Origin of the sequence: Halochromatium roseum (assembly GCF_016653315.1) — a bacterium.
GTDB classification, from domain to species: domain Bacteria; phylum Pseudomonadota; class Gammaproteobacteria; order Chromatiales; family Chromatiaceae; genus Lamprobacter; species Lamprobacter roseus.
The window spans coordinates 1-17,067 of the sequence record NZ_NHSH01000044.1 but is presented as its reverse complement, the minus strand read 5'-3'; the positions used below and the strand labels follow the sequence as shown (position 1 = coordinate 17,067).

At 64.4% G+C, this 17,067-nt stretch carries 15 protein-coding genes; 11 read left to right on the top strand and 4 right to left on the bottom strand.

What is annotated here, in order from left to right:
- The first annotated feature begins 290 nt into the window (after positions 1 to 290).
- On the top strand, positions 291 to 776 hold the full coding sequence (locus CCR96_RS05800) for a CreA family protein (protein ID WP_476702831.1): 486 nt from the start codon (positions 291 to 293) through the stop codon (positions 774 to 776).
- A 126-nt stretch (positions 777 to 902) separates the two neighbouring features.
- On the opposite strand, the gene CCR96_RS05795 is transcribed toward CCR96_RS05800, so the two are convergent.
- Positions 903 to 1,613 (bottom strand): DUF3581 family protein, encoded by a 711-nt coding sequence (locus tag CCR96_RS05795; RefSeq protein ID WP_201218761.1) that lies wholly within the window; start codon positions 1,611 to 1,613, stop codon positions 903 to 905.
- Between the two features lie 263 nt (positions 1,614 to 1,876).
- On the opposite strand from CCR96_RS05795, the gene CCR96_RS05790 reads away from it, so the two are divergent.
- From CCR96_RS05790 to CCR96_RS05765, 6 genes are all read left to right on the top strand, one after another.
- Positions 1,877 to 2,596 (top strand): cytochrome b/b6 domain-containing protein, encoded by a 720-nt coding sequence (locus tag CCR96_RS05790; RefSeq protein ID WP_201218759.1) that lies wholly within the window; start codon positions 1,877 to 1,879, stop codon positions 2,594 to 2,596.
- A 350-nt stretch (positions 2,597 to 2,946) separates the two neighbouring features.
- A complete protein-coding gene (locus tag CCR96_RS05785) occupies positions 2,947 to 4,137 on the top strand; it encodes a TolC family protein (RefSeq protein ID WP_338035821.1) in 1,191 nt (396 codons plus the stop codon).
- A 125-nt stretch (positions 4,138 to 4,262) separates the two neighbouring features.
- Positions 4,263 to 5,387 carry an efflux RND transporter periplasmic adaptor subunit gene (locus CCR96_RS05780; protein ID WP_242518606.1) on the top strand — a complete coding sequence of 375 codons (1,125 nt, stop codon included), beginning with the start codon at positions 4,263 to 4,265 and terminating at the stop codon, positions 5,385 to 5,387.
- The gene (locus tag CCR96_RS05775) at positions 5,387 to 8,512 is read left to right on the top strand and encodes an efflux RND transporter permease subunit (RefSeq protein WP_201218755.1); all 3,126 of its coding nucleotides are present in this window, start codon (positions 5,387 to 5,389) and stop codon (positions 8,510 to 8,512) included. The genes CCR96_RS05780 and CCR96_RS05775 overlap by 1 nt, the downstream gene beginning before the upstream one ends.
- Before the next feature lie 97 nt (positions 8,513 to 8,609).
- Entirely contained in the window at positions 8,610 to 8,912 is a 303-nt protein-coding gene (locus CCR96_RS05770; RefSeq protein WP_201218753.1) for a DUF3240 family protein, read from the top strand.
- A gap of 72 nt (positions 8,913 to 8,984) precedes the next feature.
- Positions 8,985 to 9,392 carry a hypothetical protein gene (locus tag CCR96_RS05765; RefSeq protein WP_201218751.1) on the top strand — a complete coding sequence of 136 codons (408 nt, stop codon included), beginning with the start codon at positions 8,985 to 8,987 and terminating at the stop codon, positions 9,390 to 9,392.
- Here the strand turns inward: CCR96_RS05765 and CCR96_RS05760 are convergent.
- Positions 9,389 to 9,589, bottom strand: coding sequence for a hypothetical protein (locus CCR96_RS05760; RefSeq protein ID WP_201218748.1), 201 nt, complete (start codon positions 9,587 to 9,589; stop codon positions 9,389 to 9,391). The two genes, CCR96_RS05765 and CCR96_RS05760, sit on opposite strands and share 4 nt — an antisense overlap.
- A 346-nt stretch (positions 9,590 to 9,935) precedes the next feature.
- On the opposite strand from CCR96_RS05760, the gene CCR96_RS05755 reads away from it, so the two are divergent.
- The 4 genes from CCR96_RS05755 to CCR96_RS05740 all read left to right on the top strand — a co-directional run bounded on the left by CCR96_RS05755 (position 9,936) and on the right by CCR96_RS05740 (position 16,297).
- Positions 9,936 to 10,115: a hypothetical protein gene (locus CCR96_RS05755; protein ID WP_201218747.1), complete on the top strand. Its 180-nt coding sequence runs from the start codon at positions 9,936 to 9,938 to the stop codon at positions 10,113 to 10,115.
- A gap of 262 nt (positions 10,116 to 10,377) precedes the next feature.
- Positions 10,378 to 12,204, top strand: a complete 1,827-nt coding sequence (locus tag CCR96_RS05750) for a hypothetical protein (protein WP_201218745.1) — start codon at positions 10,378 to 10,380, stop codon at positions 12,202 to 12,204.
- A 296-nt stretch (positions 12,205 to 12,500) separates the two neighbouring features.
- Entirely contained in the window at positions 12,501 to 15,350 is a 2,850-nt protein-coding gene (locus CCR96_RS05745) for a cation-transporting P-type ATPase (RefSeq protein ID WP_242518604.1), read from the top strand.
- A gap of 5 nt (positions 15,351 to 15,355) precedes the next feature.
- Positions 15,356 to 16,297, top strand: a complete 942-nt coding sequence (locus tag CCR96_RS05740; RefSeq protein ID WP_201218743.1) for an aldo/keto reductase — start codon at positions 15,356 to 15,358, stop codon at positions 16,295 to 16,297.
- Positions 16,298 to 16,308: 11 nt separating this feature from the next.
- On the opposite strand, the gene CCR96_RS05735 is transcribed toward CCR96_RS05740, so the two are convergent.
- Complete coding sequence (locus tag CCR96_RS05735; RefSeq protein WP_201218741.1) at positions 16,309 to 16,863, bottom strand: hypothetical protein; 555 nt, start codon at positions 16,861 to 16,863, stop codon at positions 16,309 to 16,311.
- A gap of 31 nt (positions 16,864 to 16,894) precedes the next feature.
- Positions 16,895 to 17,067, bottom strand: a 173-nt coding sequence (locus CCR96_RS05730; RefSeq protein WP_242518334.1) for an IS1 family transposase, incomplete at its 5' end; no start/stop codon positions are given.

The following is a 17,067-nucleotide window of genomic DNA, read 5'->3' as shown; positions in this document are numbered from 1 at the left end:
TTCCCCGGTGTCGATCAGAGTGTCCATCAGGCGCATTCTATCAACCTGTGAATCGCTATATGTTCAGGTAGGCCCGACGACTCGCCAAAGGGTCAGGGAAAAGGGCCCATAGGACTCGGCAGCAGCACCGCAAACCGCTATCCTTAACAGGTGCGCTCTGTCCGCCTATCAGAGTCGCATGGCTCCCCGGTAACGCAAGGGCTGAGAAGCCCTGCTGCGGTTGAGGGATAATCCGTCTGAAGCCGGCGAAGCCCCCGACGACCCGCAACCTGGAGACGCCCTTGCTCCCGATCATCCGCACCCTGTCCCTAACCCTGTTCGTTGTCCTGGTCCTGCCTTTTGCCGCCCGTGCCGAATTGGTCGGCGAGGTCGGCACCAAGTTCAAGCTGGTCGGACCCAACGACAAGATCGTCGTCGAAGTCTTCGAAGACCCGGATATCCCTGGCGTCGCCTGCTACCTGAGCCGGGCCAAGACCGGCGGCGTTAGTGGCGCTGTGGGCGTCGCCGAGGACACCTCGGACGCCTCGCTGGCCTGCCGCCAAGTCGGCTCGATCAGTCTCCCCGACGAGATCGCCAGTGGCAAGCGCGACGGCGACGAGGTGTTCAAGAAGCGCACCTCGCTGTTCACGAAGAGCATGCAGGTGGTCCGCTTCTATGATGCCCCGCGCAATACCCTCGTCTACTTGAACTTTAGCGACCGCATCATCGAAGGCTCGCCGAAGAACAGCCTCTCGGTGGTCGTCATCCGCCCCTGGGCCGCGACCGTGAAGCCTTAATCGCGAGTCGGCAAGCCCCGTTGGCCGGGGCACGAACAGGCAAGGAGCCGGGACCGACCACCGCGTGCTGTGGCGCTGCGGCGCGGTTGCCAAGTCGCTCCTCACAAGTCGCTCCGCACAAGTCGCTCAGACCCGAGCGAGCCCAGCGGCCTTGCGCTCGGCATAGCGCTCGACCAACCCTTGCAACACGGCGGGCTCATGGGCCCGCAGCCCGCTCAGGATGAGGGTCTTGGCGCCCTGTCCGACCGGCTCTCCGGCCGTCGTGAGGCGGAATCCGAGTCGGGCCTCGCCGCGCTTGCCTTTCACCTCCAGCTCGGTCGATTCCAGCGCAATGTCCACGTCCGGGTCGTCCACTCGGTCCAGCTCGAACGCCATCCGGTCATAGATCACCAGCGGCCGATCCGGATTGATCATCACCCCCTGCTGCTCCATCAGCGGCACCAGGATGTGCGGAAAATTCTGCCCCGAAAAGGCGACGTAGCGGCGGACCAGCGATTCGATCAAGGCCAAATCCTTGGTTACCGGTCCCGACCGCTCGACCTCGAGACAGGGCTTGCCCTCGGCCGTCTCGACCAGGATACCGTCGTCTTGCTCAATGACTGTCAACGCGGCATCCGCGGCGACCATTCCGGTGAAGCGAAAGGTCATCCGACGCGCCAGACCACAGCGGGCGAGGACCAGCGCAAAGAGCAGATCGCCCGGGACACAGAAGCGCGGATGCGTGGCATCGTGGATCGGATTGAAGTCACCCGCGATCTGCTTCGCGAAGGCGCTGCCTTGCGCTCCGGAGATGCGCAGCCTGCCGTCTTCGACGGCGTGGAAAGGATCGAGAAACATGGCTCAAAGCTCCAAGAGAGGGGCGGCCCGACGAACTGCCACTGCGGCTGGGACTGCGACTAGGGCTGCCGCTGGGGCAGGTCGCTGGCTGCTGAAGTCCAGGGCCCAGACGGGATTTGCGACCCGGCCATGGTCGCCTTTCAGTTTGGTTTCAGCTTCAACCATTAGGCTCTCGCGATCAAGTTCCATCTCGAGTCCCCGCGAGCGGCCGTTCACTGGTTGACAGCAGGCGGGTGACGCTCTGCGACCAAGCGAGAAACGCCATGTCCGATCCAAGCGGTGCAGCCCCTCAGCCGGACTCGATTCAGGTCTGGGACATCTTCGTCCGCGTCTTCCATTGGACCCTCGCGGTCGGGTTCTTCGTCGCCTATTTCAGCGAGGACGTGGAGCTGCTGCATGTCTGGACCGGTTATCTGATCGGCGTCCTGGTCCTGGCACGGATCATCTGGGGCTTCGTTGGACCGCAGCACGCGCGGTTCTCCGATTTCGCCTTTCCGCTCAAGGCGGTGCTGGCCTATCTGATCGACCTGGTCCGCTTCAAGGCGATCCGCCACATCGGGCATAGCCCGGCTGGGGCGGTGATGGTTTGGGCTCTGCTGGCTGGCATGCTCGCCATCGTTGGTTCTGGGCTGGTGCTGTATGCACTGGAGGAGAACGCCGGGCCGCTCGCGGGTTTCGTGAGTACCGATGAGTTCAACCAGGGTGCCGCGCCTTTCGCACTGGTCTCGACGGCTCAGGCTGATGATGACGACGAAGAACATGGCGAGCGCGCCGGTGAAGGCTATACCGAGCGCGGGTCTGGACAGCGCGAAGCGCAGGAGGGCGCCGAGGAGCTCTGGGAGGAACTGCATGAAGCCTTCGCCAATCTGGTCCTGATACTGGTCTTGCTGCACATCGTAGGCGTCGTCTTCGCGAGCATCGTCACGCGCGAGAACCTGCCACGCAGCATGGTCACTGGTCGCAAACGACCGCTCGGCCAATGAATCTGCCCGCCGCTTTTAGGTGCCAACGCGTCACCTATGCTGGTTCTTGGCGCCAAGTCGCTCCCGGTGCTCGGCGCCTGACTGGGCGAGCAGGTGCGCGCGTGCAGGTGCCAGCTGGATGGCGTTGCAAGAGCTTGAGTGCGCGCTTTAGTGCAGCCTGGTTTCTGCTGTCGATGTTGGTTCTGACAGCATCCATGACGGTTGACGCTGCTTCGCCTGCCGGCGCTTTAGCGTCTACTGATATCGCTGGTTCTGTTGGTATTGCTAGTGCTGCTAACGCTGCTGGTGCTGCTGCTATTGCTGGTACGGCTGATAAGACTCGTGCCGTTGGAGCCAATGCGGCATCACCTGTGACGCTCGCTGAGGCCGTCGCTGCCGCATTGGAGCAAGCCGGGCAGCTGATCCGCGCGGATGCGCTGCGCGGCGAGGCCGACGCGGTACGTCGCCAGGCCGGTGCCTGGACCGCCGCTGATCCGGCGCTGCGCCTCAAAGGGGTGTCCGATCGCTTCACCGGCGATGACGGTGCCTACGAGGTCGAGGCCTTGCTTGAGCTGCCGCTCTGGCTGCCCGGCCAGCGCCGCGCGCGCCTGGAGCTGGCGAACTCGCTCGGTCTGCGGGCCGAGGCCCTGGCGCGGCTGTTGCGCTGGGAGGTTGCCGGCGTGGTACGTGATGCGGTCTGGGCAGCCAAGCTCGCCGAGGTCCAGCTGCAGCAGGCGAACGCCGCCTATGAGGCCGCACGCGGACTCGAGTCAGTGGTGGCTAAACGCTACAACGCTGGCGAGCTGGCGCGGCTCGATCTGCTGACGGCGCAGCAGGAGACACTCGCTCGCCAGGCCGAGCTGACCGCGGCGCTTGCGGACTGGGAGCAGGCGAGAGCGGCCTATGTGCAGATCACTGGCCGGCTGCAGTTGCCGGAGCCACTGAACTGGCCCAGCCTGCCACCGATCACTGCTGGCCAGGAGGCTGGGGCTTTTGCCGATGACGGCCAGGGCGCTGGCGGCCTACCCAACGATCATCCGCTCCTCGCCGAGGCCGATGCCGCATTGGCGCGCGCACGCGCCGAGCGTGATCAGGTCGTCAGCGATCGCCGTGGCAATCCCATTCTGAGTCTCGGTGGCAGGCGGACGCGCGACGCGCGTGCCTTCCCTGACGACGATGCTCTGCAGCTGGAGCTGTCGATCCCGTTCGGCCTGGCCAGTCAATCGGCACCGGAGATCGCCGCCAGCGAGCGGCAGGTGACCGAGCGCCTGGCCGAGCTGCACCGGATGCGCCGCGAGGCCGAGCGGGAGTTGGTGGCGGCAGTGCTCGGTCGGCGCGGCGCCGCGGATGCCTTGCAGGTCGCCGAACGGCGCGCAAGCTTGGCCGCCGATGCGCTGTCGGTCGCCCAGCGTGCCTTCGAGCTCGGCGAGACCGATCTCGCCGAGCGGCTGCTTGCCGAGCGACGCGCCCGCGAAGCCAATCTCGACCTCGCCCTGCGCCGCGCCGAACAAGGCCAGGCGCTGGCGCGAGTCAATCAAGCCTTAGGGATGATCCCGCAATGATGTGCTCCAACCGCAACGGTCAGTTGCCAGCCTCAGATATGACAGCGCAGTCGGGCCGAGCTCAGCGCTTGTTGTGCGCGCTCGCTCCGAGGCTTGGCCTCGCACTAGGAGCGACCCTGCTTATCTTGAGTGCCACGAGCGCTAAGAGTGCAGCCGCAGCTGATCTGATCCCACTGACACCAGCCGAGCAGGACCGCTTCGGCATCCAGCTCGCCTCGCCGCAACCCGCTGAAACCACGTTGACCCGCCGCTATCCGGCACGCGTCGCGGTGCCGAATCCGCAACTGCGGGTGGTGGCCGCGCGCAAGGCCGGGGTGGTCGAGACGCTGCTGGTCGCCGAAGGCGAACGCGTAACCGCGGGGCAGATGCTGGCACTTCTGCAGAGTCCGGATCTAGTCTCGGCGCAGAGCGACTATCTCGAATCCTTGACCCGCCTGGCGCTGGCCGAGAGCGAGGTCGCGCGCGATCGCATGCTACAGCGCGAAGGGGTGATCGCCGAGCGCCGACTGCTCGAGAGCCAAGCGCGCCGCGACGAGCTTGCGACCATGGTCGAGCAGCGCCGCCAGGTGCTGGCGCTGGCCGGAATGTCCGCAGCTGATCTCGATACCCTCGCCCGCAGCCGTACCCTGACCACCAGCCTGCCCGTGCGTGCGCCGATCGCGGGCGTGGTGCTGGAGCAGATGGTCAGCACCGGCGAATCATTGACCGCGGCCACCCCGCTGTATCGGATCGCCGACCTCAAGCCCCTGTGGATTGAGGTGCATGTGCCGGTCGACCAGGTCGCGGGGCTCGCGCCCGACGGCCAGGCGCTGCTGCCGACGCTGGGCATTGAGGGGCGGATCATTACCATCGGTCGCCTGGTCCATAGCCAAGACCAGGGCGTGTTGGTGCGTGCCGAGGTCGCCGATGGTGCCGAGCAGCTGCGTCCGGGCCAGTTCATCGAGGTTCAGCTCGCTGCATCCAGCGCGGCTGGTGGACGCTGGCGGGTGCCGGCGGTGGCGGTGGTGCGCCAAGCCGGTGAGGCAATGCTGTTCGTCGCGCGCGAGGGCGGCTTCGAGCCAGTCCCAGTGCGGCTGGTCGCCGAGGAGGAGGGCGAGACCGTGGTGACCGGACCGCTCCAGGCCTCGGATCAGGTCGTGGTCAAGGGCGTGGTCGAGCTCAAGGCGGCCTGGCTCGGCGCCCGGCCGGAGGTTGATGTCGCTCCCGAACCGGATGCGAAACCCGATCTCCAGCAGGGAGCCGATCGCTGATGTTTGGTCGCCTGATCGGTTTCGCGCTGACCCAGCGGCTGCTGATGCTATTGGTGGCCCTGGCCCTCGTCGGGGCCGGTTGGCGCGCCTTCCAACAGACCCCGATCGATGCCTTCCCCGACGTCTCGGTGCCGCAGGTGAAGGTGGTGATCAAGGCCCCCGGGATGACGCCGGAGGAGATCGAGACCCGGATCACCAGCCTGATCGAGATCGAGATGCTCGGCATTCCGAATCAGGTCATGCTGCGCTCGATCGCCAAGTACGGCCTCACCGACATCACCGTCGACTTCGACGAAGGCACCGATATCTATTGGGCGCGCCAACAGGTGGCGGAGCGGCTGGCGGCGATCCGTGGCGACCTGCCGGCGGGCATCGAGGGCGGCCTCGCACCGCTGACCACGCCGCTCGGCGAGATGTTCATGTTCAGTATCGAGGGTGATGCGCTGACCCTGGCCGAGAAGCGCGACCTGCTCGACTGGACCATCCGTCCGGCGCTGCGCTCGGTGACCGGTGTCGCCGATGTCAATGCCCTCGGCGGTTTCGTGACCACCTTCGAGGTCGAGCCAGATAACGCGCGCATGAGTGCCTACGGCATCAGTCTCGGGCAACTGCGCGCGGCGATCGAGGCCAATAATCGCAACGATGGTGCTGGCCGGCTCGATGATGGCGAAGAGGTGCTGCTGGTGCGCAGCGAGGGCGCGATTCAGACCTTGGACGATCTGGCCGCGATCGTCGTCGGCGGCGATGCCGGCCAGCCGGTGCGCGTCGCCGATGTGGCTGAGGTGCGGCGCGCGGCGCTGACCCGCTATGGAGCGGTAACACGTAACGGCGACGGCGAGGCGGTCGAAGGGCTGGTGCTCGGACTGCGCGGCGCCAATGCGCGCAAGCTGGTCGCCAGCGTCCAGGCTAAGCTCGATGAGCTGGCGGCCGGTCTGCCCGAGGGTATCCAGATCGATGTCTTCTACGATCGCGGCGTGCTAGTCGACCGAGCGGTGTCGACGGTGAGCATGGCCTTGGTGCAGGCGGTGGTGCTGGTCGTGCTGCTGCTGGTGATCTTCCTCGGCGACCTGCGCGCGGCGCTGACGGTGGCGCTGATCCTGCCGCTGGCGGCGCTGGCGACCTTCGTCTTGATGCGGATGTTTGGACTCTCGGCCAACCTGATGTCGCTCGGCGGCCTGGCGATCGCGATCGGCATGCTGGTCGATTCGGCGGTGGTCGTGGTCGAGAACGTGGTCACTCAGCTCGCGCGTCAGGGCGGCCATGGGAACAAGGCCGCTAAAGGCGCCGGAAACGATGCGGGGGATGAGCCGCGGGCCGAAGTCGGCGCGCGTCGGCTTCCGCGGTTGCATCTGATCTATCGGGCGACGCGCGAGGTGGCGCTGCCAGTTGCCTCCGGCACCCTGATCATCGTCATCGTGTTCCTGCCGCTGCTCACCCTGCAAGGTCTCGAGGGCAAGCTGTTCGTGCCGGTGGCGCTGACCATCGTCTTTGCGCTGGTGAGCGCGCTGCTGCTGTCGCTCACGGTGATCCCGGTGCTGGCCTCCTACCTGCTCGGCAAGGGCGGCGCCGAGGAGCCTTGGGTCGTGCGCCAGCTGCTCAAGCTCTATGGCCCCTCGTTGACCTGGGCGCTGAAACGCGAATGGCTGATCGTTGGATTGGCCGTGGCGCTGTTGGTTGGCGCTGGCGCGCTCTATCTGCGGGTCGGCAAGACCTTCATGCCGACCATGGATGAGGGCGATCTGATCGTGCAGCTGGAGAAACTGCCGTCGATCAACCTGGAGCAATCCCTCGACATCGACCTGCGCGTGCAGCAGGCGATCATGGAGGCGGTGCCCGAGGTGCGCGGCGTCGTCGCGCGCACTGGCTCCGATGAGCTGGGGCTGGACCCGATGGGGCTGAATCAGACCGACAGCTTCCTGATCCTGGCGCCACGCGAGGACTGGCGTTTCGCGACCAAGGATGCACTGGTCGATGCGATCCGCGAGGTGCTCGAGGGCTTCCCGGGACTTGACTATGCCTTTACCCAACCGATCGAGATGCGCGTCTCGGAGATGCTCACCGGGGTGCGTGGCGATCTGGCGGTCAAGGTCTTCGGTGGCAATCAGGACGAGCTGAACCGGATCACCGAGGAGATCGTCGCCGTGCTTGAGCAGCTCGACGGCGCCGAGGATGTGTTCACGCCGAAGAACGAGGGGGCGCAGTATCTGAATCTGGTCGTCGATCGGCTCGAGGCAGGGCGCCTTGGGGTCGATGCCGACGCGCTGGCGGCGATGTTGCGCGCGCAGATCGAGGGGCTTGAGGTCGGCACTGTCTATCGCGAGGGCAAGCGTCGGCCTCTGGTGATCCGTGCCTCCGAGGCGCTGCGAGCCTCGCCGGCGCGCTTCCGTGGGCTGCAATTGGCGCTGCCGGACGGGCGCACGGTGCCGGTCGAGAACCTGGTGCGCATCGAGCGCGTCGAGGGGCCGGTGGTGCTCTCGCGCGAGCTTGGCAACCGCATGTCGACGGCGATCGCCAATGTTGGCAGCGGACGTGATCTGGTCGGCTTCGTCGCGGAGGCGCGCGCGGCCGTGGCCGAGCAGGTGGAGCTGCCGATCGGCTATTGGATCGAATGGGGCGGCGAGTTCGAGAATCAGCAGCGCGCCGCGGCACGCTTGGCGCTGGTGGTGCCGGTGGCGCTGGTGCTGATCTTCCTGGTGCTGTTCTCGACCTTCGGCTCGCTACGCCAATCGCTACTCGTGCTCTCGAATATTCCCTTTGCGCTGATCGGCGGCGTGGTGGCCTTGGCCCTGACCGGTGAGTACCTGTCGGTGCCGGCCTCGGTCGGCTTCATCGCGCTGCTCGGTGTCGCGGTGCTGAACGGGGTCATGTTGGTGACCTGGTTCAACCAGTTGCGGGCGATGGGACGGCCAATGCAGGAGGTGGTGGTCGAGGGCGCCAAGCGTCGCCTGCGACCGGTGTTGATGACCGCCACCACGGCTGCCTTCGGTTTGGCGCCGCTGCTGTTCGCGACCGGCCCCGGCTCCGAGATCCAGCGTCCGCTGGCGATCGTCGTCATCGGTGGGCTGGTCTCCTCGACGCTGCTGACGCTGGTGCTGTTGCCGATCCTGTATCGGCGCTTCGGCTGAGTCGGATCGTCGACCATTTGACCGCTAGCAACATGACGACCGGCAACCTGAATGATGGGTGCGCCGATCTGATTCTAAGCCTGACTGGAGACTGCTGATGCCCGCTTGCCTACTGCATCTGATCTGCTCGCCGAAGCTCGAGGACAGCCTGGCCGAATGGCTGCTCGAGCGCGCCGAGGTGTCCGGTTTTACCAGCCTGCCGATCGCCGGTCATGGCTCTTCCGAGCAGTCGATGAGCCTGGCCGAGCAAGTGGCAGGGCGCAGCCGACGCGTGATGTTTCTGCTCGAACTGCCGGAACCGGCCGCGCATGCATTGCTCGCGGCCGTGCGTGCCGACTTCAGCGGCAGTGGGCTGCATTACTGGCTGCTGCCGATGCTCGCGGCTGGCCACATCGACTGATTATCAATCGGCGCGCTGCAGTGGGCTGTCTCACCTCGTCGATCATTTCGTTTAACCATTGGAGATGACCTCATGAACAAAAACTCAATTCGCATCACTCGGGTCTCGCTGCTCATCGCCCTCAGCGTCGTCTTGGGGCCAGCCTGTGCCAATCAGCCGCTGAGCGATCGTACAGATGCGCTTGTGGTTGAGCGCGCAACCTCGAGTCGTTATCACTTCAGCCGCGTCAGGGTCGAGCCTGGTGCAGGATCGATCAGCGTTAGCGGCGAGCTGGCGCGCGTGATCCCGCATCGGGGCATGATCCCGGGCAAGGTGCGTATCTCGTTGCTCGATGCCGATGGCGAACTGCTCGAGCAGACTGAGGTCGCGCCGATGCGCGGCAATCGGCAGGATCTCGCCGCCCATTTTCATGCGCGCCTGAGCGCAGCCTCTGGGACCGCCCATAGGGTGCAGATTGAGCACAGCGGCAGCGGCGGCTAAGTGGCGATTCGGGAACGGCTTTTGCTGGGTCCATTAAGCTGGTTGTTGGTTAGGAACAGATGCTGAGTTGCCTCGATACGCCGCAGCAGGGCCGCAGCGCCCGCTAACAGGCTATTCCCGTGATAGAGAATGCCGTCCATATCCAGTAGCAAGGCCTGGATCGGAGGTTTGTTGTCGGCAAACGGCTTGGCTGGCATTTGAGAGCTCGCGGCGCCGCTGGAACGGCCAAGGATCGTATGGATTCAGCGTTGACCCGCCCTGCAGCCACAGCTAACCTCAGGGAGTAGTGCCCCTGAAGGCTCGCCGGGGTGCTTAGGCGGTTTCTGTCGAATCTTATACCGCCTTGCTGGGCTTTTTGCCCGCCTTGCGCCTCCGCATCACCGGTTATATCCCCGGCTATGCTTCCGGCAGGTTTCCTTGAAGACGGACGAAAACCCGGCGCAATTCGGTACGAGCTTTTCTAACAATCGCCTTCGGTTTCCTATTCGCAGTGAGATCGAAATAAAAATTGGCTTCGCGGCCATCAAATGAGGAGAAACGTAGATGAGATCACTGTTCCCGCTGATTTTGTTCGCCATTGTGGTCGTCGGCATTGGCTTTTTCTTCAAGGGGCACTCCAATTCAGTTAACCTCTACCACATCTGCGATTTAGAGGTGCCCTGGTACGATGCGGTGTTCTTGGATGCGATCAAAGACAAGTCCGGCTGCGAGAGATATCAATAACGGACTGGCGGCGCCGAGCAGCATTCGTCGATGCTACTCTCAGGCAGCAGTCGCAAGCTGCTGGTGCCGATAGCGTGATTAAATCGCGTCGTACAAGCTGCGCTGTCGCCTGATCCAGTTTTGGCATGTGGGCGACGGGCGCAGCGACTTGTTGTATGCGGACGCTGCGTCCGCGGCCGGTTTGGCGCGCTCAAGCACTGAAGTGGCGTGACTCGCGATTAGGTCCGGATCGACTGTTTGAAATCGAGGCTGAGGTTCTGCAATGTCCCGACGTTTTTCCCCATCGATAACGCTTGCGATCCTGCTGATCCTGGTCACGGCTGGCAGCGCAGGCCCACTGCTGGGCCAGCCGTCAGCCCCGGAGTCAATGTCGGAAGATGTCGGTGGCGTACAGGCGCGGACGGCTGCTGAGGCGTCCAGCGAGCGACCGTCGGACATTGGTGTTGGTAGCGAAGATACCCTAGCCACCGAGGGCACCAACCCACAGATTGGATTGACGGCCGAGATCGATGCGGAGGAGGGTGATCCGCTTGACCCGATGGCGCTTGAATCACTGAAGGCCTTGCACCAGGCCTTGGCCAGTAAAGAGCAACAGGTCGACGAGGTTCAGCAGCAGTTGGTTGACGCCCAGGATCAGGTTACCCGTGAGGAGCTGGCTGATCGTCTGCGCGGGTTGCGTGCGGAATTGACCGAGGATCGCCGTCAGTTCGATCGCTTTGCGTTGGAGATCGACCTGAGTCCCTTCATCGAGGAGGAGGCGGAATCCTTCGATTGGCAGCAGGAGCTGAGCAACCTGCTCAAGCCGATCCTGGCGGAGCTGAAGAGCGCGACGGCCGAGTCGCGTGCCATCGGCGAGCTGCGCGCTGAACTCGACACCATCGCTGAGCGCAAGAGCCAAGCCGGGCAGGCGGTGGATCGGCTGCAATGGCTGCTTGAGCAAGAGCCTTCAGGCTCGCTACGCGAGCGTCTCGAGGCGCGTCTGGAGCATTGGCAGCGGCTCGCTGGCGAGGCGAACAATCGCTACACCGCGCTCGACTTGCAGTTGCAGAATAAGCTCGATGAGCGCCAGTCGTTGCTGGATGAGACCACCTCCTACGCGCGCCACTTCGTGCAAACCCGCGGTCTGAACCTGCTGCTGGCGATCGCCGCCTTTGCCGTTGTCTTTTTTGGCGTGCGCTGGCTTGCAACCCAGCTGATGCGCTTACGCAAGCCGCAAGCCGAGAATCAATTCAGTAGCCGCCTGGCGTTGTTGTTGCTGCACGCGTTCAGCGTCCTTGGTGGTTTGCTGGCGATGATGGCGGTGTTCAACGCCGCTGGCGATTGGTTCATGCTCGGCATCATCATCATCTTCCTGCTCGGTATCGGCTGGGCCAGCATCCATACCCTGCCGGGTCAGATCGAATCGGTGAAGCTCATCCTCAACGTTGGCACCGTGCGCGAGGGCGAGCGCATTCTCTTCAACGAGGTGCCATATCGGGTCGAATCCCTTGCCTTCCGAGCCAAGTTGGTCAATCCCGAGCTTGATGGTGGTGTTCAGGAACTGCCGGTGCGCGACCTGGTGGGCTATCACTCGCGTCCCGCTGGCACCGATGAGGCCTGGTTCCCGACTCGCCAAGGCGATTGGGTCCAGCTCGAAGGTGGGCTGCTCGGTCAGATCAGTCATCAAAGCCCCAGCGCGGTGCGCCTGACTGACCTGGGTGGCGCCGAGATCCTCTATCCGACCCCGGACTTTCTGCGGCAGCATCCGCAGCGGCTCGCCGAGCGCTTCCGCATCGTCGAGCGTTTTGGCATCGATTATCGCCATCAGGCCATCGCGACCACCGAGGTGCCGGATCTGATGCAAGCGGGGCTTGAAGATGAGCTGCCGTCGTTGCTCGATAAGGGTCAGTTGCGCGCGGTCAGTGTGTGCTTCGTGAGCGCTGGTGCTTCGTCACTGGATTACCGCGTCGAAGTCCGGCTCGAGGGCGCTGCCGCCCCGCGCAGCGAGCTGATCCGTGCCGGCATCCAGCGCATCTTGGTCGATGCTTGCAACCGTCATGGCTGGACCATCCCGTTCACCCAGATCACTTTGCATCAGGCTTCGGAGTGAGGTGCGATTGAGGTTGCTCATGGCGCTTTGACCAGCCTGCCAATGATGCGCCCCGTAGCGACTGTAACCGGCTTCCCAAAGATAAGAACCACAGATAAACACCGATGAACGCGGATAGAAACAGCGAGGATCTGTGCGCATCTGTGTCCATCCGTGGTTCTTCTTAAAGCTAGGCCGTTGTTGTTTGATGATCCGTCAAGTCCGGCAGCCTGCGGTACAAGCGTTTTTGGAAATGGCCTTTGTCTTGTTAGGATGCGATCAAAGCCCGGCTAGAGGCGCTAACTGCGAGACGATCGATGCCCGACCCAACCGTTGCAACCTCCGGTTTTCCTTGGCTGCTGACGTTCGGCCTCATGGCTGTGTTGATACTGGCACTGGCCGCTGGGGCTGTGCTCTGGTGGTGGCGAGGGCGCAATACGGCCCTGCCAGCCGCGGAGACATCGCCGGCTGAGGCGGTGCCGGACTGGCATGCGCTGGAGGCCAGCGCCGTGCGGCAACAGCTCGGCGGCAGCGAGGAGGGCTTGCCGCGGTCGGAGGCCGAGCGACGGCTCAGCGAGCATGGACCGAACAAGCTACCCGAGGCCAAGCCGCGCACGCCCTTGATGCGTTTCCTGGCGCAGTTCCATAACGTGCTGATCTATGTGCTGATCGTCGCTGGGGTGGTGACGGCGCTGCTGCAGCATTGGTTGGATGCCGGCGTCATCTTCGCGGTGGTGCTGGTCAATGCCATCATCGGCTTCGTGCAGGAGGGCAAGGCCGAGGATGCGCTCAAGGCGATCCGCGGCATGCTGTCGCCGACTGCGCGGGTGTGGCGCGATGGCCGACTGCTGACCGTCGATGCGACCACCCTGGTGCCAGGCGATCTGGTCGCGCTGCAGTCCGGCGATAAGGTGCCGGCCGATCTGCGCCTGCTGCGCGCCAAGGGGGTGGAGATCGAAGAGGCGGCGCTGACCGGCGAGTCGGTGCCGGTCGAGAAGGGCACCCAGGCCTTGGACGCCGAGACGGTCCTCGCGGATCGGCGCTGCATGGCCTATTCCGGCACCCTGGTGACGCACGGGCAGGGCACCGGCATCGTGGTCGCGACCGGCGCCGGCACCGAGATCGGCCGCATCAGCGCCATGGTCGCCGAGGTGCAACAGCTGACCACGCCGCTGCTGCGGCAGATGGCCCAGTTCGGTCGCTGGCTGACGCTGGCGATCCTGGTGCTGGCCGCGGCCAGCTTCGCCTTTGGCTACCTGGTGCGTGATTACAGTGCCGCCGAGATGTTCCTGGCTTCGGTCGGGCTGGCGGTGGCGGCGATCCCGGAAGGCCTGCCGGCGATCATGACCATCACGCTGGCGATCGGCGTGCAACGGATGGCCGGGCGCAACGCCATCATTCGCCGGCTACCCGCCGTCGAGACGCTGGGCACGGTCGGCGTGATCTGCTCGGACAAGACCGGCACCCTCACCCGCAACGAGATGACCGTCGGCACCATCGCCACCCAAGCGCGCGAGCTGCGCCTGACCGGCACCGGCTATGACCCGCATGGCGTCTTCTTGGCCGAAGATGAGCCGATCGATGCCCAGGCCGATCCGCTGCTGATCGCCGCATTGCGCGGGGTGACGCTCTGCAACGACGCCGCGATGGAGCTGCACGAGGGCGAGTGGCGGGTGCATGGCGGCCCGATGGAGGGCGCGCTGCTGGTCGCGGCGGTCAAGGCCGGGCTGGATACCGAGCTGCTGGCCAAGGAGCGACCGCGCACGGACCTGATCCCGTTCGAGTCCAGCCATAAGTTCATGGCGACCCTGCATCATAACCATGCCTCGGAGTCATTCATCTTTGTCAAAGGCGCGCCCGAGGTGGTGCTGGAACGCTGCGCGAGCGAGCGCGCGGCGGATGGCGATCGGCCCTTGGACCTGGCGGCCTGGCAGCAGCGCATGGAGACCATGGCCGCGGCCGGTCAGCGCGTGCTGGCGGTGGCGGTCAAGCCGGGTCAGCCGCATCAAAGCGATCTGGATTTCAAGGACGTCGAGCAGGGGCTGACGCTGCTCGGCCTGTTTGGGCTGATGGACCCGCCGCGCGAGGAGGCGATCGCCGCGGTGCGCGTCTGTCAGCAAGCCGGCATCCGGGTGAAGATGATCACCGGCGATCACGCGACCACGGCCAAGGCGATCGCGAGCCAGATCGGCCTGCTCAGCACCGAGACCGCCTTGACCGGGCGCGAGCTGGATGCGATGGACGACGCCGAGCTGCAACGCCGGGTCACCGAGGTGGATGTCTACGCCCGCGTGACCCCGGAGCACAAGCTGCGGCTGGTGAAGCTGCTGCAGCAGACCGGAACCGTGGTCGCGATGACCGGCGACGGGGTCAACGATGCGCCAGCGCTCAAGCGCGCCGATGTCGGCGTGGCCATGGGTATCAACGGCACCGAGGCGGCCAAGGAGGCCTCCGAGATGGTGCTGGCGGATGACAACTTCGCCTCGATCGCCAACGCGGTCGAGGAAGGCCGAACCGTCTATGACAATCTGCGCAAGGCGATCCTGTTCATCCTGCCGACCAATGGCGGCGAGGCGCTGGTGGTGCTCGGCGCCATCCTGTTCGGCTTTCAGCAGTTCCCGCTGACGCCGGTGCAGATCCTCTGGGTGAACATGATCACCGCCGTGACCCTGGCGCTGGCGCTGGCCTTTGAGCCACCGGAGCCGGGCATGATGAACCGCCCACCGCGTGACGCGCGACAGCCGGTGCTGAGCCTGACCTTTCTCTGGCGCATCGGCTATGTCTCGCTGATCCTGATGCTAGGCACCTTCGGCCTGTTCCTGCTCGATCGCTTGCTGGGCGCGAACATCGAGCATGCGCGCACCGTGGCGGTGAATACCCTGGTGATGTTCGAGATCTTCTACCTGTTCAACTCGCGTTATATGGAGGCGCCGGTGCTCAACGTGCGCGGGTTGTTCGGAAATCGTTATGTCCTGCTCGCGGTGGGCTTGCTGATCCTGTTCCAGCTCGCCTTCACCTACTGGGGGCCGCTGCAGACGCTGTTTGGGACCGCCGCGCTCGGCGCTGGCCATTGGCTGCTGATCGTGCTGGTTGCCTCCTCGGTGTTGTTCGTTGTCGAGTATGAGAAGGGCCGGGTTCGTCGCCGGCGCAGTGAGGTGAGCAAGTGATCAGCATGGAGATCGATTCATTGGCCAAGCACGGACTCAGTCGACGAGCGTTCCTGCGGCTGGCCCTGGCCGTGGCGGCCGCGAGTGGTTCGCCGCGGTTGGCTGCCGCGCTGAAAAGCACGCCGCTGACCAAGCCGATCCCGAAGAGTGGCGAGCCGCTGCCGGTGATCGGCATGGGCACCTGGATCACCTTCAATGTCGGCGATGACCCGGCGGCGCTGGCGGTCCGCACCGAGATCCTGCGCGCCTTCTTCGCCGCCGGTGGCGGCATGATCGACTCCTCGCCGATGTATGGCTCGGCGGAAGCGGTGCTCGGGCGCGTGCTGCCGCGGATCGACGACACCCAGGGCCTGTTCTCGGCAACCAAGGTCTGGACCCGCTCTGGCCCCGCGGGGCCGATCGAGATCGCTGAATCGGCGCGGCTCTGGGGCCTGCAGCGATTCGACCTGCTGCAGGTTCATAACCTGCTCGCCTGGCAGGCGCATCTGCAGACCCTGAAGCAGATGAAGGACGAGGGCAGGGTGCGCTACATCGGCGTCACCACTTCGCATGGACGGCGTCATCGCGAGTTGGAGCAGATCATGCGCGACGAGCCGATCGACTTCGTGCAGCTCACCTACAACATCGTCGACCGGGAGGCCGAGCAACGCCTGCTGCCCTTGGCGCAAGCGCGGGGGATCGCGGTGATCGCCAATCGGCCATTTCAGGGTAAGACGCTGATCCATCGGGCTGAAGGGCATCCGCTACCGGGCTGGGCGGCGGAGATCGGCTGTCAGAGCTGGGCGCAGGCCTTGCTCAAGTTCATCGTCGCCCATCCGGCGGTCACCTGCGCGATTCCAGCGACCAGTCAAGTGGCGCACATGCGCGAGAATATGGCGGCTGCCGCCGAGCCGCTGCCGGATGCGGCGCTGCGGCGGCGGATGGCGCGAGATTTTGCAGCGCTCTGAGGGCAGTTATGCTACTTCAGATGTTCTGAGATCCACTCCCAGCGTTTATTCTTGACCATAACGAACCGGCAGCGCCCTTCAGACAGACGTGCCCAAAGGCCGCCGATCAGGCGGTCATCCTCCGCAGCAGTCCAGCGGTCTGCGCCCTTGTATTCGACCGCGAGAACCGGTCCTGGCTTATCGACGGTTCCGGGTAGTTGGCACAGAAAGTCCGGGTAGAAGCGCCCATCAGCCTTCTGCAGGAAAAACGAGCTACCTTCGCGCCGAACGAGGTTGCGTACCCAGAACTGGAGGCGTCCTTGTTGAGCCTGTATGTCCAGCCAGCAGGCGCATTCAAATTCTTCCTTGCTGTCGAAATCCCCGATGCGGCCATAGAAATGATTGCGAAAGTCGAACTGTCCGAAGCGGCCATCGTAGTCGTGGCTGGGTGCATAGGCTTGGGCGTGAAACTCGAAGGCATACTGATCGGTGACGGTAACGCGTGACGCAGTCTCATCACCGAACAGCGTCTGCTGAAAGGCTTTACCAACTGCTTCCCTGCGTAGTTCACGAATGCGCGCCTCCAACAGATTGCGGGTAGTGCTCTACATGTGTTTCTCACACGGCAAGGCCGAACTCATATCGATTGATAAAAAGCCCAATGACAGTATCGTGCATGACGTCGAGTTTGGAAAAACAGATGGTTTTCCGTGCCAGGCGTTTAATACGTGTTCTGAGCGTAAGATGCTTGCGTTCAATTTTTTGTGTATTGGCCTTACCAGTCACTTGCT

Coding starts and splice junctions, on each gene's coding strand:
- CCR96_RS05795 (WP_201218761.1), bottom strand. CDS start 1,613: ATGTTTCTCGATCCTTTCCACGCCGTCGAAGACGGCAGGCTGCGCATC.
- CCR96_RS05790 (WP_201218759.1), top strand. CDS start 1,877: ATGTCCGATCCAAGCGGTGCAGCCCCTCAGCCGGACTCGATTCAGGTC.
- CCR96_RS05775 (WP_201218755.1), top strand. CDS start 5,387: ATGTTTGGTCGCCTGATCGGTTTCGCGCTGACCCAGCGGCTGCTGATG.
- CCR96_RS05770 (WP_201218753.1), top strand. CDS start 8,610: ATGCCCGCTTGCCTACTGCATCTGATCTGCTCGCCGAAGCTCGAGGAC.
- CCR96_RS05765 (WP_201218751.1), top strand. CDS start 8,985: ATGAACAAAAACTCAATTCGCATCACTCGGGTCTCGCTGCTCATCGCC.
- CCR96_RS05760 (WP_201218748.1), bottom strand. CDS start 9,589: ATGCCAGCCAAGCCGTTTGCCGACAACAAACCTCCGATCCAGGCCTTG.
- CCR96_RS05755 (WP_201218747.1), top strand. CDS start 9,936: ATGAGATCACTGTTCCCGCTGATTTTGTTCGCCATTGTGGTCGTCGGC.
- CCR96_RS05750 (WP_201218745.1), top strand. CDS start 10,378: ATGTCCCGACGTTTTTCCCCATCGATAACGCTTGCGATCCTGCTGATC.
- CCR96_RS05745 (WP_242518604.1), top strand. CDS start 12,501: ATGCCCGACCCAACCGTTGCAACCTCCGGTTTTCCTTGGCTGCTGACG.
- CCR96_RS05740 (WP_201218743.1), top strand. CDS start 15,356: ATGGAGATCGATTCATTGGCCAAGCACGGACTCAGTCGACGAGCGTTC.